At 64.2% G+C, this 14434-nt stretch carries 14 protein-coding genes; 5 read left to right on the top strand and 9 right to left on the bottom strand.

Annotated elements, in window-relative coordinates; translation table 11 throughout:
* Positions 1 to 21 precede the first annotated feature (21 nt).
* The 6 genes from HMI60_RS07505 to HMI60_RS07530 form a co-directional block, all read right to left on the bottom strand.
* Positions 22 to 951, bottom strand: coding sequence for a type IV toxin-antitoxin system AbiEi family antitoxin domain-containing protein (locus tag HMI60_RS07505; RefSeq protein ID WP_193590861.1), 930 nt, complete (start codon positions 949 to 951; stop codon positions 22 to 24).
* A gap of 228 nt (positions 952 to 1179) precedes the next feature.
* Positions 1180 to 2490 (bottom strand): tRNA guanosine(34) transglycosylase Tgt, encoded by a 1311-nt coding sequence (gene tgt / locus HMI60_RS07510; RefSeq protein WP_193590862.1) that lies wholly within the window; start codon positions 2488 to 2490, stop codon positions 1180 to 1182.
* A gap of 47 nt (positions 2491 to 2537) precedes the next feature.
* Positions 2538 to 3248, bottom strand: a complete 711-nt coding sequence (locus HMI60_RS07515; protein ID WP_055976891.1) for an SRPBCC domain-containing protein — start codon at positions 3246 to 3248, stop codon at positions 2538 to 2540.
* A 61-nt stretch (positions 3249 to 3309) separates the two neighbouring features.
* Positions 3310 to 4344, bottom strand: coding sequence for a DUF6707 family protein (locus HMI60_RS07520; RefSeq protein ID WP_193590863.1), 1035 nt, complete (start codon positions 4342 to 4344; stop codon positions 3310 to 3312).
* 73 nt (positions 4345 to 4417) lie between these two features.
* Positions 4418 to 4957, bottom strand: coding sequence for an NUDIX hydrolase family protein (locus HMI60_RS07525; RefSeq protein WP_018778016.1), 540 nt, complete (start codon positions 4955 to 4957; stop codon positions 4418 to 4420).
* 78 nt (positions 4958 to 5035) lie between these two features.
* The gene (locus HMI60_RS07530; RefSeq protein ID WP_193590864.1) at positions 5036 to 5749 is read right to left on the bottom strand and encodes a hypothetical protein; all 714 of its coding nucleotides are present in this window, start codon (positions 5747 to 5749) and stop codon (positions 5036 to 5038) included.
* Positions 5750 to 5833: 84 nt separating this feature from the next.
* Here HMI60_RS07530 and HMI60_RS07535 point away from each other — a divergent pair, with 84 nt between their 5' ends.
* Positions 5834 to 6448, top strand: a complete 615-nt coding sequence (locus tag HMI60_RS07535; RefSeq protein ID WP_193590865.1) for a YdeI family protein — start codon at positions 5834 to 5836, stop codon at positions 6446 to 6448.
* On the opposite strand, the gene HMI60_RS07540 is transcribed toward HMI60_RS07535, so the two are convergent.
* Positions 6445 to 7611, bottom strand: a complete 1167-nt coding sequence (locus HMI60_RS07540; protein WP_193590866.1) for a glycoside hydrolase family 76 protein — start codon at positions 7609 to 7611, stop codon at positions 6445 to 6447. The genes HMI60_RS07535 and HMI60_RS07540 overlap by 4 nt on opposite strands.
* A gap of 92 nt (positions 7612 to 7703) precedes the next feature.
* Between HMI60_RS07540 and HMI60_RS07545 the strand changes: the two genes are divergently transcribed.
* The gene (locus HMI60_RS07545; protein ID WP_018778012.1) at positions 7704 to 8495 is read left to right on the top strand and encodes an SDR family NAD(P)-dependent oxidoreductase; all 792 of its coding nucleotides are present in this window, start codon (positions 7704 to 7706) and stop codon (positions 8493 to 8495) included.
* The gene (locus HMI60_RS07550; RefSeq protein WP_020608528.1) at positions 8495 to 9766 is read left to right on the top strand and encodes an acyl-CoA dehydrogenase family protein; all 1272 of its coding nucleotides are present in this window, start codon (positions 8495 to 8497) and stop codon (positions 9764 to 9766) included. Before HMI60_RS07545 ends, HMI60_RS07550 begins: the two co-directional genes overlap by 1 nt.
* Before the next feature lie 23 nt (positions 9767 to 9789).
* Here HMI60_RS07550 and HMI60_RS07555 read toward each other — a convergent pair whose 3' ends face one another.
* Positions 9790 to 10617, bottom strand: a complete 828-nt coding sequence (locus HMI60_RS07555; protein WP_018778010.1) for a DUF1684 domain-containing protein — start codon at positions 10615 to 10617, stop codon at positions 9790 to 9792.
* Positions 10618 to 10850: 233 nt separating this feature from the next.
* Complete coding sequence (locus HMI60_RS07560; protein WP_193590867.1) at positions 10851 to 11624, bottom strand: hypothetical protein; 774 nt, start codon at positions 11622 to 11624, stop codon at positions 10851 to 10853.
* 149 nt (positions 11625 to 11773) lie between these two features.
* Between HMI60_RS07560 and HMI60_RS07565 the strand changes: the two genes are divergently transcribed.
* Positions 11774 to 13321 carry a sigma-70 family RNA polymerase sigma factor gene (locus HMI60_RS07565; protein WP_193590868.1) on the top strand — a complete coding sequence of 516 codons (1548 nt, stop codon included), beginning with the start codon at positions 11774 to 11776 and terminating at the stop codon, positions 13319 to 13321.
* 95 nt (positions 13322 to 13416) lie between these two features.
* Positions 13417 to 14256, top strand: a complete 840-nt coding sequence (locus tag HMI60_RS07570) for an ATP-grasp domain-containing protein (protein WP_227453677.1) — start codon at positions 13417 to 13419, stop codon at positions 14254 to 14256.
* Positions 14257 to 14434 lie beyond the last annotated feature (178 nt).

A 14434-nucleotide genomic window follows, 5' to 3' on the forward strand; every position in this document is an offset into this window, starting at 1 on the left:
TCCTCGCGGCCGGCGTTGAGCTCACCGACGGAGGGCCTTCAGGACGCGCGCTTTGAACTCCTGCTCCTGAAACAGGTCCCGCCACTCCACCCGGATAAAGAACCAGCCGTCCTCGACGAGTGCTTTCTCCCGGCGTCGTTCCTCGAAGATCACACGATCCGTACGGGCGTACTTGAAGTACTTCACCTCTCCGTCGAACTCCAGGGCCACCTTCTCCTTCTTCCACGCAAAGTCCATCCGGTAGCGGCCGACCCGGCTTTGCACCTCTACCTGCGACTCGGGCATCGGCAACTTGAGCCGCTGGAGGAGATCACGGCACAGCGTCTCACCTGCGGATTCGGAGGCGGGGTCAGCATTGGCCAAGCATCTCCGCAGGGTCGTGACTCCTCGGCGTCCCGTTGAGGCACCGGCGCACGCCATCATGAGAAGCCTGTCGGCTCCGAGCCGAAGCGCATGATCCATGATGATCAGGGCCTGCGGGTAGCTCAGGGTCATGGCACAGTCCACCACCGTTCGTTCCAGGTCCGTTACGGGTAGGTACTCCACGGTGACGATCTGGGAGGCCGGCAACCGCAGCCTGTGGCCGCGAACATCCTTGCCAAGCCGGCCGCTGGAGGGGTTGGTGGGAAGAATGACATGGATCAGCTGGTCCACGTTCCATAGGAACAAGCCGTGCAGGCGGGCCGCAGAAGTATGGCTGTAGACGAAGTCCCCTTTGGACGTGACGAGAGTTCCGTGAGCATGCGCGTGAATCAGTTGTTTACCGCGGGCATCGACGGGCTGTTTGTCCCACGCCGCCTTTCGGACGTAGCATCCCTGGCGTACACGGAGAAGCTCACCCTTCCGGACCAATCCGGCGATTGCGCGTGAACCAAGTCCCAGTTCGTTGACTTGCTGTGTGCGCCACAGTGTTCCCAGCTGGGGGAGGGTCGGCATAAGTTTCTGGCTCATGTAACCAGCCTTGGCTGCGCGTCCGCCCCAAGACAGCCCCTGCTGCCGCTATGTGGAAAACGCTTGAGATCGCTGTAGTCATGCCGACGACGCGGGAGCTGTGCGAGGTCGCGGCTCAGCTCCAGCGATTTGGAACCGGACTAGCGATTTGGCACCGGTCTCGCGATCTCGGCGCGCCAGCGGGAGCGCGCCAGCGGGCGTCGGGCCGGGAGCGAGCGCAACCCCGGCCTACGAGTAGTAGCGCCCCAGCGTCTCGGCCTTGAACTCAAAGAAGTCCCCGGATTCGATGGCAAGGCGGGCATCGTCCACCATCTTCACAACAAATCGCTCGTTGTGGATGGAGATCAGCGTTGCCGAGATCATTTCCTTGGCCTTGAACAGGTGGTGGATGTACGCGCGGGAGTAATTCACGCACGTGTAGCAGTCACAGCCGTCCTGGAGGGGTCCGAAGTCCGTCTTGTAGCGGGCTCCCGACAAGTTGAAGCGCCCGAACGGAGTGTAGAACGCGGAGTTCCGGGCCACGCGGGTGGGGGAGACGCAGTCGAACGTGTCGGCGCCGTTCTCAATGGCCGTAAAGATGTCGTCCGGCTCGGAGATGCCCAGCAGATGCCGCGGCTTGTCCTCCGGAAGTTCCTCGTTGCACCAGCGGACGATCGTGCCCAGGTTCTCCTTCTCCAGCGCACCGCCGATTCCGTAGCCGTCGAAGGGCATGGCACCGAGGTCCTGGCAAGCCTTGCGGCGAAGGTCCTCATACTGGGCGCCCTGGATCACGCCGAACAGTGCCTGGTACGGCTTGCCCACGCGGGACGCGGTCAGTGAAGCGTGCTCTTCCAAACACCGCAGCGCCCACAAACGGGTCCGCTCCAGTGACTCTTCCTGGTACGCCCGCGAATTTTGCAGCGTGGTGAGCTCGTCAAAGGCGAACATGATGTCCGCGCCGATCTGGTGCTGGACCTGCATGGAGATCTCGGGGGAGAAGCGGTGCCGGTCCCCGTTCAGGTGCGACTTGAACCAGACCCCGTCATCGTCAATGTGGGCCAGCCGCTCCTTGCCGGGAGCCACGGCGTCATCGGGGCCGGAAGAATCCACGTTCTTCATGTCGATGACCTTCTTGAACCCCGAGCCCAGGCTCATCACCTGGAATCCGCCGGAGTCGGTGAAGGTGGGCCCGGACCAGTTCATGAACGCGCCCAGCCCGCCGGCGGCGTCGAGGATTTCGGGGCCGGGCTGCAGGTACAGGTGGTAGGCGTTGGCAAGGACGGCCTGGGCGCCGAGCTCGGCGATGGACTCAGGCAGCACCGCTTTGACGGTGGCTTTGGTCCCGACGGCGATGAACGTGGGCGTCTGGATGGTCCCGTGCGGCGTGGTGATGGTCCCGGTGCGGCCCAGGAAGGCGCCGCCGTTGGCGTCTACTTGAGCGTCCGACGGCGAGCACGTCTCAGTCAGGCGCGTGCCCACCGAGAAGGAGAACTCGGATTGCCGATCGGACAAACCGGGCAGCGCAGGGGAAGAAGCAGGAGCAGGAACTGAAGCTGGCACGCTACCAAGTGTGCCAGCTTTACCGTGGGTAACCTGCCCGGGTAAGGCTACGACCCGTAGTTTTCAGCTTTCCAGTTGTCCCACGACGACCGGATGTCCGCCAAGGTGTGGGCCCCCAGATCGTACGTGGAGGCAATCACCATGGAGCCGCCGTCGGGCCTTTTCTCCGGAATTGGCAGCTGCTCGGCGACGATCAAAAGCCCATCTCCGTGCTCGGCGTAGCTGTGGACGGTGAGGCCAACCTGGTGCCGGCTCTTGAACCAGACCTTGCCGGAGATCTTCTCACCCGTCGCGAGAGTGAGTGAGTACTCCTCCCCAACGGGCGGCAAATCTCCGAGCCCCAGCTTCTCGATCGCGGGGCCGCCTTTGCCCGGCAGCGAGACGAAGTGCGTCCGCCGGTGCCCGTGCGGGTGCCGCTCCAGGGCGAAGCGCAGCTGGTGCAGGAACGTGAGCCAGCCTTGCGTGATGTCCTCGTCCCAGTCAGCCCACTCGGAATCGTGGTCAAGGGCGACCCTGGTGATTCTTACTTCCGTGCCGCCGGAGACGGGGTGCAGTTCAAAGATGTCCCCGCCGTTGACGGTGAGGCTGGTGTGATCGGGTCCTTCCACAACGTCCGTGTTGAAGTAGATTTGCTTGATTTCGTCGGCGAGATCGTCGGCTTCCCAACCGTGCCATTGGGCAACCAACGACGGTTCGCGCAGCATGTTCCAAACCTGCTGCGCATCGGCATTAACCACAACGCTCAGATTGTTCGTCATGGCCCCGAATCTACCGCCGTTGGCGCCCACATAACAGGTCTTGAATTTCCCGGAAAACGGCTTAGGCGCGGACCGATTCCAGTTCGTTTGCGATCCTTCGGGCCAGCTCGTCCTCGCCAATGGTCTTGGACCCGCCGTGGGCGCGCAGGAACATCAGCGCTTCGAGGCGCAGGAAGCGCCATTCGCGTTCGGCTTCGTGGTTGCCGTTGTCGATCGCGCGGAAGATTTCCTTGTCATAAAGGTTGGGTTCGTTGAGCGAGCGCTGCCGCACCCTGGCGTTGATCCGGGCCTTGAACGGGTCCTCTTCCTGGGACTCCGGTGCCCGGAGCAGCTTCTCGTAGACGGCGGCGCGTTCAGGCTGGCCGGCCTCGCGGCAGATGAAACTGGACAACGCCAAAGCACGCTCGATCGACGCCCACCGGTCCAGGTTTCCATCGAACGGCAGAACGTTCAGCAGATCCGCGACCTCCAAAGCGTGGTCCGGATCCCGCAGCACAATGCACAGATCGAATGCGAGGTTGCTGAGGTCCCGGAGGCAGCTTCCGGATTTGGTGTTGATGCCCTTCGCGAGCCGGTCTGCGAGCACTTGCACGCCGTTTTTGCCCTTGTGGTTGGCCGCGGCGGCGCTCACCACAGATTCCGGGGTTCCTTCGGGTTCGGGAATGAGCGCGAGTTCTTCAGCACTCGGTCCGGTGTAGGCGGGCGGCGTTTCAGGGCGTGGAGGCACGACGACGGCGGGTCCGGCGGGAGCATCGGCGTCGGCTTCGGAGGAGGTGCTGGAGTCCGTGGTGCTGGAGTCGGCGGTGCCGGAGTCGGGCCCGGGCGAGTCGGCCGTGCCGGCGTCGCCGGCGTCCGCGCCTGAGTCGGCCGGAGCCCCGTCACCCACAGGAACACTGGACGCGACAGCGATCCGCACCGTGCCGCCGTCGTCCATTGCCAGGCGCAGCAAAGCGGCGACGCCGTAGTCATCGTTCTCGACGTCGATACTGACGATTTCCTGGGCCGGCCCGTCACCGGGTGGGAACACAAAATCCCCGGGCCGCAGGTCCCCAGCCTGCTTCTCTCTGTACTGCTGTGTGGCTGGGCTGTGAGTCATCGGAAGTCCTTTGGTTCTCTTGGGGTCCGCCGTCCAGTCTACAAAGACGCGCTGCTGCCGGGGCCGGGACCCGCTAGAGGATCACGCCCGAGAATGCCAAAGCCTGCCGCACGAGGTTGCCCCGGCCGCCGTCGAATTCCTGCTGGACGTTCTCGCTCAGCACTTCCTGAGGCGTCATCCAGGTCAGTTCCAGGGCGTCCTGGCGCGGATCGCATTCTCCGGTCACCGGGATGACATAGGCGAGGGAAACCGCGTGCTGGCGGTCGTCCGTGAAGCCTGTCTGGGACGGCGCCGGGAAGTATTCGGCCACGGTGAAAGGAACGGGGCTGATGGGCAGCTGCGGGAAGGCCAGGGGACCGAGGTCCTTTTCCATGTGCCGTAGAAGCGCCGCGCGGATGGTTTCGCGGTAGAGGACGCGGCCGGAGACGAGGTAGCGCACCATGTTGCCGTCGGCGTCGCCTTGCAGGAGCGTGCCAACCTCGTTCACGTATCCGAGCGGATCCAGCCGGACGGGGACGGCCTCCACGTAGACCATGGGGAGGCGGCCGCGGGCTTCGAAGAGGTCCTCATCAGAAAGCCAGCCTGGATACGGGTCCGGTGTACGTACGCTCATGGTTAAGTTCTACCGCATCCCCGGCCGAAGTTCCGTGGAGGCATTCCGGTTGCCGGGGCCGTTACGCTCTCGGCTGTATTACGGATGGGAGCCGGGGGCCTTCTCCACCACAATCGACGCCGGCGCGGAACCGCCCACGGCATCCGGATTGGCCACGTACAGGACGTCCTCGCTGATCCTCGCCTCGATGTCCGCTGCCTTCAGCCGTCCCAGCAAGGGTTCCAGGTCGCCGTCGTATTCGAACGCGAGGTCGCCGTTGGTGCTGTCCGCGCCGTGGATAACCCGCAGGACGCCGCCGTTCTTTGTGGTGAAGGAGGCCGATTCGTCGTCGTCTGCGCGTGGGCGTGCGCCGATGTTCCGGAGGTCGCCGGCGGCCAGGGCCACCAGCGGGCTGACCCAGGTCGCCACGACAGTGAGGGCGGGATCAGCGTCGGCGGACGTGGCCCAGGAGCCATCAGCGGCACGCGTGGCCGGGAAGGCGAAGAACTCGAATCCGTCGTCCGACGAGATCCGGACGGCAGGCCCGTCGGGGCCATGGTGGACTTCGGCCTGCGTGCCGTCGTCGTCGGTACGCCGCGCGAACTCTTCCAGGTCTCCTGCCTCGACGCTGAAGACCGTGCTGCCATCCAGGGGGTGTCCGTGCTCCACACGCCCCAGGGCGACGCGCCCGGAACCGGCGTCGAACTCCAACCAGTCACCGTCCTCGACGGTCACCACCAAACCCAGGGCCCGCATGAGTACAGACCACTGTTCCGGACGGGACGTGTAATGGATGGGGCGTGCGCGCAACATTGGTCCTCCAGGTTCTGGGCGTCGTTCCAAGCCTATTCCGCGTGCCCGTATCGGGTCCCGCGCTTTCACCAGCAGAATGGGACCATGCCCATTGAGCTTGAGGAATTGGTAGTCAAAGACGGCACGGCCTGGCGCGCCTGGCTGGCTGAACACGCAGCAGAGAGCCCTGGCGTGTGGTTGATCCTGCACAAAAAGGGCGGCAACGTCACGGAACTGGACTACGACGCCGCCCTGGACGAGGCCCTGTGTTTCGGTTGGATCGACGGGCAGTCCAGGAGCCGGGACGCCGAAAGCTACTTCCAGCGCATGACCCCGCGGGGTCGCCGCAGCATCTGGTCCGCGCGGAATGTAGGCCATATTGCCCGGCTCGAAGCCGAGGGCAGGATGACCGACGCCGGCCGCGCCGCCGTCGACGCTGCGAAAGCCGACGGCCGCTGGGAGGCTGCCTACGCCGGCCCTGCCGACTCCGTGGTTCCGGACGACCTCGCCGCTGCCATCGCTGCTGATCCTGAGGCGCAGGCCATGTTCGACGTCCTCACGTCCCAGAACCGCTTCGCCCTGATCCACCGCACCAACCTGGTTAAACGGGCCGATACCCGGGCGCGCAAAATCGCCGGGTTCGTGGACATGCTGTCCCGCCACGAAACGCCTTATCCGCAAAAGAAAAAGCCGGCAACACCCCCGAAACCCGCCGTCTAAAGCGTGGCGGCGGCCTCGAAAGTCATCCAGGCCTGCAGTTGGGTGGAAAGTTCGACGGCGGCACCCGCCGGATAGGTCTCGGTCGCCGGACTCAGGGGGTTGGGAGAGAAGAGCAACGGAGTGTGTCCTGTCGGCGTGCCGCGCACCAGCTCCGGTGCTTCGCGGCGGCCTGTCCAAAAGGCCCCGGCGGTGGCGAGGACCAGTTCGCGGGCAACCGTGCGCGCCTCCAGGGGAAGCCGTTCGTCCCGTCCCGCCAAAGCGAGGTAACGGACCAGGATCCCGGTGAACAGGCCGCCGTCGCCGGTTCCATCGCCTCGGATCACCCGGGTGCCGGGAACCGTCAACTCCCGGTCAACGGCCGCCACCAGCTGCGCTGCCCGTTCAAGGTTGACCGGGCCGCCGAGTTCCAGCAGCGCCCCAAGAACCGGGCCTTGGTTGTAGGTGTACACGGCGTCCTCCAGGACGGGTTCACCGTTCCTGATCCGGATCCCGTCCTGATAAACGCCGCGTTCAGGATGAAGCAGCCTGGAATTGAGCCATCCCACCAGGGCCTGTGCCCGCTCGCGGCGGCCGGTCCGGGCGAAATACAGGGCTACGGGTGCGGTAGCAGGAGTGTTCTTGAAGTCCCTCTTGGTACTCCAGAACGTCCCGCCGCCCAGATCGTCAGTGGACGCAGAATCGAACTGCAGCGTCAACCGTTTTTGGATGTACGCGTTGCGTCGGCGCCCCGGTTTCCGGGTCTCTTCCGCGAGCCTTTCGAGCCTGAGCGTTGACAGGGCGAGCCATGCCATGTCGTCGTAGTAGTGGTTCTCGAACCTGAACAGGTTCCTTAGCCGGATAGTGGTGACCAGCCGGGAAGCGAGCCTTCCGGCGCTCGGGCGGGAGCCGCCGTCGAACCTTGTTTTCCTGGCGAGCTCCCGGCGACCCGTGTCCACCAGGCAATCCACATAATGCGCCTGCCACCAGTAGTGCCAGGGGCCCAGCAGGCTGCGGATCGTGTTCCCCGGGATCCTGATGGCGCCGATGTGTGTGCCGGGCAGGAAGAGCAGCCGCCGCCCGAAGCTGCGGGTCACGGAACGGGCTGCCTGGTCGGCGCGGCCGGCCCAATCGGCATCATCCGGGGTGGGGAGCGGTTGGTTGTCGAGGGCATCGTGCACGGGCATGGGAACAGCCTATCCGGGGACCGGGTGTGCACTGGCTCACAATTCCAGTTAACATGCATTAACGGATTTGGGTTCTGCATCAAGGAGGATGGATGGACATCAACGGCACGGTGGCGCTGGTCACTGGAGGAGCTTCAGGTTTGGGCGCTGCCACCGCAAAGCGCCTGTTCGACGCCGGAGCATCAGTAGTCCTGGTGGACCTGCCCCAGTCCGCAGGCGAGGCCTACGCGGCGGAACTCAACGCCGGGAGCAGCGGAGGCAAGGCGGTCTTCGCTCCTGCGGACGTCACCAACGAGGCCCAGGTCCAGGCCGCCGTGGACGCGGCGACATCACTGGGGCCGCTGCGCATCGTGGTCAACTGCGCCGGTATCGCAACGCCGGGAAAAGTCCTCGGCCGGGACGGCGTCCTGCCCTTGGAGACCTTCAACAAAGTGATCCAAATAAACCTCATCGGCACGTTCAACGTGATCCGGCTGGCAGCTGCTGCCATGGTGGAAACAGAACCGGTGACCACCGGGCTGGGCGGTCCCGAACGCGGCGTCATCATCAACACCGCATCCGTGGCGGCCTTCGAAGGCCAGATCGGCCAGCCCGCCTACGCCGCCTCCAAGGGAGCGGTGGCTGCCATGACGCTGCCGCTGGCGCGCGAGCTGGCGCGCTCGCTGATCCGGGTGGACACCATTGCCCCGGGCATCTTTGAAACACCCATGATGGCCGGACTTCCCCAAGCGGCCCAGGACTCGCTGGGCCAGCAGGTCCCGCACCCCGCACGCCTGGGCCGGGCTGCCGAATACGCCAACCTGGCCGCGCACATCGTGGAAAACGCCATGTTGAACGGTGAAACCATCCGCCTGGATGGGGCCATCCGGATGGGCATCAAATGATGGGCGACTACAGCGGCACACCGGTAACGGCGGGATCCTCAGGTGGCACCCAGGCGTCAGCAGCGGATCTTCCCACAGCGGACTTTTTCGACTTCGAGTCGCTCCTGAGCGTCCAGGAACAGCGGAAACTCAACGAACTCCGGGCGTTTCTCGCCTCCGAGATCGCGCCGTACGCCGGGCAATGGTGGGAGAAAGCGGAATTTCCGGAGCATATCCTGCCGAAACTCGCCGCGCTGCGGCTCAGCGCGCCGGCCCAGCGAGGGTATACCCATCTTTTCGCCGGCCTGGTCATCGCGGAGATGACGCGCGTCGACACCTCGATCGCCACCTTCTTCATGGTCCACCACGATCTCTTCGTCGAGTCCCTGTACGACTTCGGCAGCGACTCCCAGCAGGACCGCTACCTCGACGACGCCTCGAACCTCCGCACCACAGGCGCCTTTGCGCTCACCGAACCGGACCACGGTTCCGACGTCGCCGGTGGCATGGAAACCACGGCCCGCCGCGTGGCACGCCCAGCGTCCGACGGCGGCGACTACTGGGTGCTCAACGGCGCCAAGCGCTGGATCGGCAACGGGACGTTCTGCGATTACATGCTGGTATGGGCGAAGGACGAAGCCGACGGAGCCGTGCGGGCATTCATCGTGGACGCTTCGTTGCCCGGCATCACCAGGAGCCGGATCGAGAACAAAATCGCACTCCGGACCGTGCAGAACGCCGACATCGTCTTCAGGGACGTGGAAGTGGCCGAGGCAGACAGGTTCTCAGGCATCAGCAGCTTTGCCGACACCAACCACCTTCTGCGCGGCTCCCGAATCATGGTCGCCTGGCAGGCGGTAGGCCAGCAGTTGGCCGCCTTCGACGTCGCCCGGCAGTACGCCGTCGAGCGCTTGCAGTTTGGAAAGCCGCTGGCCAGGTTCCAGCTCATCCAGCAGCACCTGGTGGAAATGCTCGGTAACGCGGTGGCCAGCATGGGGATGATGGTCCGCATAGCCCAACTGCAGGAGGATATCTTCACTGACGCGCAGGGTCTCCGGCACGGTGGTGCGGATATGGCCCAAGTGGCGCTCGCGAAGGCCTACTGCAGTGCGCGGATGCGCGAAACCGTGGCGCGGGGCCGTTCCATCCTGGGCGGGAACGGGATCGTCACCGATTACCGGATGGCCAAGATCTTCGCTGACGCCGAGGCAATCTACACCTACGAAGGCTCCTATGAGATCAACTCGCTGATCGTTGGCCGCGCCGTGACGGGCGTTTCTGCTATCGCCTAGGCCCAGGCCGGAGCCGGGGCTGCCTAGGCCTGGGGGACCTTCTCACCGGCCTCCACCCGGACGTCGATCGAATTTCCCCGGACGGGCATGGGGCAGGTGCCGTATGGGGTGAAGGCGCTGGGGTAGTTGATGGCACGGTTGAAATCGATCACCACCGAGCCGTCAGGCCGGGGCCGGGGAATGAAGACCTTGCGCCACTCGTCCGTTGTGTCGCCATTGGTTTCATCGTGGAACGTGACGTTGAGCGCGCCGAGCTTCTCCGCCTCGGCATGGAGCCGGATCCCGTGCCCGATGCCGGGGACGTGGAAAACAACCTCGCCCACGGAACGGTGTACGCCGTCCACCAGGGGGTTGGCCGTTCCGATGGGGACGTCCTGGGGTTCTTCATACGGCTCGAAGCGGCCAGTGACCACCCAGTCAGGGTTGTAGTCGTAGGTCGGCACGCCCGTGAACTCTGTGAGGACCGGAGATGCGTCATCCCGGGTCCGGATGGCGTACTTGTCGGCACGCATGGCCAGCTCAACCACTACCTGCTTGCCGTCTGCGCCTCCGTACTGGACCCACATCAGGGATTCTTCGTCTTCCAAGACCGCGCTGATGGTGCCGTCCACCTTGTCACCGCTGGCCACCAATGTGAGGCCGTCTGCGGCGCTGGCAGTCAGAAATGCTGTTGTTCCGTCAGTGGACCAGAGCCCGGGCGCGAGCTCGACCTCGGACGGTTCTTCGGCCAGCCACTGGAAGGAGGTCAGGGTCAGCCAGCCATGCCCTGTGGCAAGCGCTGAGTTACGGCCCTCACGGAACCGCTCCCATCGGGCGATCCGCGGGTCGGTTGCTGTGGCAGATGAACTCATGGCTCTCCTTGGCTGGCGGTGGTGCGTTGGTGCACTTTCCTCAACCATGCACCGGGCTGCGGCATTCCCCGAATTCCTGTCTCCGGCACATGGCGTTGGAACGGCTCGCGCTGGCCCCCAACCCATGCCAGCGCGAGCCGCGTTTGATGGTCGATCCCCGGAGAGCCCGGGAACGATCCATCAGAGGGTGAGTGGCCGTACCGCGCATTTCATGACGCGATGGAACCCGGGTCTTAGTTCGATTCGAAGAAAGAGACCGCCGGGGCTTTGGAGGGGACGGCCGTTGATACTGCCGCCGTCCCTCCTGCCAGTGGATAGAACTTGATGCGCGACGGCCTGAGGGCGCCGTCACCGACCTCCTCCATGGCTGTTCTGCATTTCATCACCCGGGCGAGGTTGCCTTCACTGAGCGGAAAGAGAACATGGACAGCGGAGTCCAAGTACATGGCTGTGGCGCCTGTTCCACCCAGTTGCGCCTTGACGACTTCCCCTATGAGGGCCAGCAACGTCCAGCAATGACTGCGGGTTTCCTGCGGGCCGGGAACCGAGATGACGGCCAGTGCGTGTGCCCCCTGGCATTCAGTGGCGATCCCGGACACTTCATGGATGCGTCGCTGAAAATGGGCTTTGCTGGCCAGGCCCGTGTACACGTCGGTGCAGGAAATGGGCGGGGCCGTCTCAGCAACTTCCGCCCAGCCTTCTGCCAGTGATTGGAGGGCATCGATGTCCAGGGATTGTTTGGCCGCAGTAAAAAGTGCCCTGAAATCCGTCATGGTCTCGCCGATGCTCACGCCGTTCCTCGCCCTGGCGGCGCCCAGGGATTTTGCTGAGGTTGCCGGAACCGCCGCGCTTGTGGCGAGGGATGTCACCACGGAGCGGACCTCCGGCTGAAACCAATCCGAGCGGAAACGCCAGCCGGCCTGATAGCTGGTGCTCTGCCATCTGCGCAGCAGAAGGTGCCGCGCAAAGGTGCATTCGCCCAGTGATTTTGTGCGGAACGATGTCATATTCGAGCAGTGCACTTTTCGGGCGTTTCGTGACGAAACAGCTCCAAGAGATCGTTGGTAAACATTGTGGACAAATTCGCGTCACGACTCCCGGGCGACCCCCACTTCATATGTATGGGCAGGGTTCATTACGTTTTGGGGGCGCTTAGATGGCACGGCGGTCACGCTCGAGCAACAAATCAAACCGCGGAGTCAACGACGATGGACATCTGATTGAGCTGGTCCGCAGCGGGGATATGTCGGCCTTTAACCACCTGTATGAGCGCCACGTAGCCATTGCCTCCACCGTTGCCAAGCGCAATGTGGATAATCCGAGCGATGCTGAAGATGTCGTGGCCGAGGCCTTCCAGTCAGTTCTTCAGAGCCTGGTGGCCGGCAAAGGCCCGGACACATTCTTCCGGGCATATCTGTTGTCCACGGTGACCCGGTTGTCGCATCAGCAGAATCGTAAGAGCAGCAGGGTTGTTCCCAGCGGGGATGATTCGGTGCTGGACCAGACCATGGCCGAGCCCGATGCCGCCGTCCAGGCTTTCGAGTCGAGCACGGTGGCCCGGGCGTTCCGCTCATTGCCGGAACGGTGGCAGGCAGTCCTGTGGTACCTGGACGTTGAACGCATGAAACCGGCGGCTGTTGCGCCAATACTGGGAGTGTCGGCCAACGCCGTTTCCGCTTTGGCCGTACGAGCCCGTGAAGGTCTGCGGAGACAGTACCTGCAGTTCCACCTTGACGAAAAAGCCGAGGGCGCCTGCGCGGAATTTGTCACGAAGCTCGGCTATTTCATTCGCGGCGGCCTCTCCAGCGGTGCCGAGGCCAAAGTCCGCGGACACTTGCGCGGCTGTGCAAAATGCACGGCAGCCCTCGCCGAGCTGAACGATGTCCAAGGAACCATGCGTGCCGTCCTTCTGCCCTTGATCACGGGCATCCCGCTTGCAGCATGGGTGGGGAAAGGTGCCGGACTTGGGATGCTGGGCGGGATTCTGCCGGTCAAGGGTTTCCTTGCCGTACCTGCGCTTGCGCAGCCGGCGGTCATGGCCCTCTCCACTGCTGCCGCCGTTGGATTGGTGCTCGGTGCCGTGGGAATCGTCGACCTCATTTCGCCCGATGCTTCATTGGAGCCCCGGGCCCTTGAAACCGGCGCTGTGCATGTGGATCCCAGTCCATGGCCCTTCACACCCCCGCTCCCACCTACACCCACTACCGCGCCCACACCTGCCCCTGCTCCCGTGGAAGAGCAACCGGTACCCGTCACTTCCCCCGAACCGGTGGCGACGCCTGCTCCGGTGCCGACGCCGTCCGCCGCCACCGCGCCCAAGCCGCCTTCGACGTCGCTGGCCGTTGTCGGCGGTTCAGCGAAATGGGTCACTACGACGGATCGGAACGGCGCGAAGACTTCCAGCGTTTCAAGCTGGGATATCGCTTTCACCGCGTCAGGCACACAACCCCTGGGAAACGGCAAAGTCGTCATTGCGCTGGAAAACGGTGACCTGATCCAAGCCAGGTCCGTTGCGGCTCCTGATGGTTGGTCGTGTTCGGCAGCAAGTTCCAATGCTGTCTCCTGTGTAACGGATTCAGTCCAGAGGAGCGACCTCCACTTCCATCTGGAGTCCGCCCCCAAAGTGCCCAATACCGGCGGAGTGCTCAGGTACTCCCTCAGCGGCACGGGGCTCACGCCGGCCAACTTTGCCTGCGAGTACTGAGGGGAGTTGCGATGGTGCGGGTGTTGGTAACAGGCGTTGGCGGTTCAGCCGGGCTTTCTTTGTCCCGTCAGTTGCGGGACCAAGGACACTGGGTTTTGGGCGTTGACATGCGGCGGATCCACGCTTCGGCGGCAGATGCTTTGGCGGTGGTTTCGCCAGTCGACGCACCGGCGTATTTGTGGGAGCTGCGCGGACTCGTGGCGGCCCACGGGATCGAGTTGGTCATCCCTACGGTGAATGCGGAGCTGCTCAACGCCTCGGTTGCCCGGGAAGGCTTCGCACCCGGGGTGGAGGTGCTGATCGCCGATCCGGCTCCGATGTCCATCGCGCACGACAAATACCTGACGATGGGATGCCTTGCCACCGCGGGGGTGGGAGTTCCCGATTTCGGGTTGCCGGGGGACTTCAGCTCCGTTAACGAGGCCATGGCCAGGATGGGCGGATGCCTGGTGGTGAAGCCAAGGGTTTCGCGTGGTGGCCGGGAGGCGCGGGTGTTGACAAGACACAGCGACGGCGGCCGGAACGCCGAACGGTTTTGGCGTTCCCTGGATGACTCCTGGCTTGTTCAACGCTGTGCCTCCGGAACCGGATACGCGTCAATGGTTCACCGAGATGGAGCAGGCCATGACCACGACACCCTTGTGGTGGTCCTGGAGAAATCCAAGCTCACCCGCGGACGTTCGGACAACGTGGTCCCGCTCAAGAGACTGGAAGCGTCGATGGCGCCCGACGTGGCCAGGACGGCAGCGGCAGCGACTGAGGCGTTGGGGCTCACGGGCGCCGCTGCCATCGACATCCGTCGAATGCCCGACGGGCGCCCTGTGGTTTTGGAAGTCAATGCCCGCTTTGGTGCCAACAGTGCCTACGCGCCCGAGCTCCTGGAGCACGCCATGAGGCAGTACGCGGCCGGGCAGATGCTCCGGGGAGCCGTGTGACTGATTGCAGTCCGGCAGGCTGGCTGGAACGAGCTCGAACCAACCGGGTTGGGACCCGGTGGTCGTCGCGGAGCCCGGCCATAGTGCGTTACGGACGGGAGTAGAAGCCCGTGCCAAATTTTGAGACGCATTCTTTGCTGGGGTCGGGGCCGGGTAAGATCCCGTAGGAAACAACAGT

The organism is Paenarthrobacter sp. YJN-D (assembly GCF_015040335.1).
GTDB lineage: Bacteria > Actinomycetota > Actinomycetes > Actinomycetales > Micrococcaceae > Arthrobacter > Arthrobacter nicotinovorans.

Coding starts and splice junctions, on each gene's coding strand:
- HMI60_RS07505 (WP_193590861.1), bottom strand. CDS start 951: ATGAGCCAGAAACTTATGCCGACCCTCCCCCAGCTGGGAACACTGTGG.
- HMI60_RS07515 (WP_055976891.1), bottom strand. CDS start 3,248: ATGACGAACAATCTGAGCGTTGTGGTTAATGCCGATGCGCAGCAGGTT.
- HMI60_RS07520 (WP_193590863.1), bottom strand. CDS start 4,344: ATGACTCACAGCCCAGCCACACAGCAGTACAGAGAGAAGCAGGCTGGG.
- HMI60_RS07525 (WP_018778016.1), bottom strand. CDS start 4,957: ATGAGCGTACGTACACCGGACCCGTATCCAGGCTGGCTTTCTGATGAG.
- HMI60_RS07530 (WP_193590864.1), bottom strand. CDS start 5,749: ATGTTGCGCGCACGCCCCATCCATTACACGTCCCGTCCGGAACAGTGG.
- HMI60_RS07535 (WP_193590865.1), top strand. CDS start 5,834: ATGCCCATTGAGCTTGAGGAATTGGTAGTCAAAGACGGCACGGCCTGG.
- HMI60_RS07540 (WP_193590866.1), bottom strand. CDS start 7,611: ATGCCCGTGCACGATGCCCTCGACAACCAACCGCTCCCCACCCCGGAT.
- HMI60_RS07545 (WP_018778012.1), top strand. CDS start 7,704: ATGGACATCAACGGCACGGTGGCGCTGGTCACTGGAGGAGCTTCAGGT.
- HMI60_RS07550 (WP_020608528.1), top strand. CDS start 8,495: ATGGGCGACTACAGCGGCACACCGGTAACGGCGGGATCCTCAGGTGGC.
- HMI60_RS07555 (WP_018778010.1), bottom strand. CDS start 10,617: ATGAGTTCATCTGCCACAGCAACCGACCCGCGGATCGCCCGATGGGAG.
- HMI60_RS07560 (WP_193590867.1), bottom strand. CDS start 11,624: ATGACATCGTTCCGCACAAAATCACTGGGCGAATGCACCTTTGCGCGG.
- HMI60_RS07565 (WP_193590868.1), top strand. CDS start 11,774: ATGGCACGGCGGTCACGCTCGAGCAACAAATCAAACCGCGGAGTCAAC.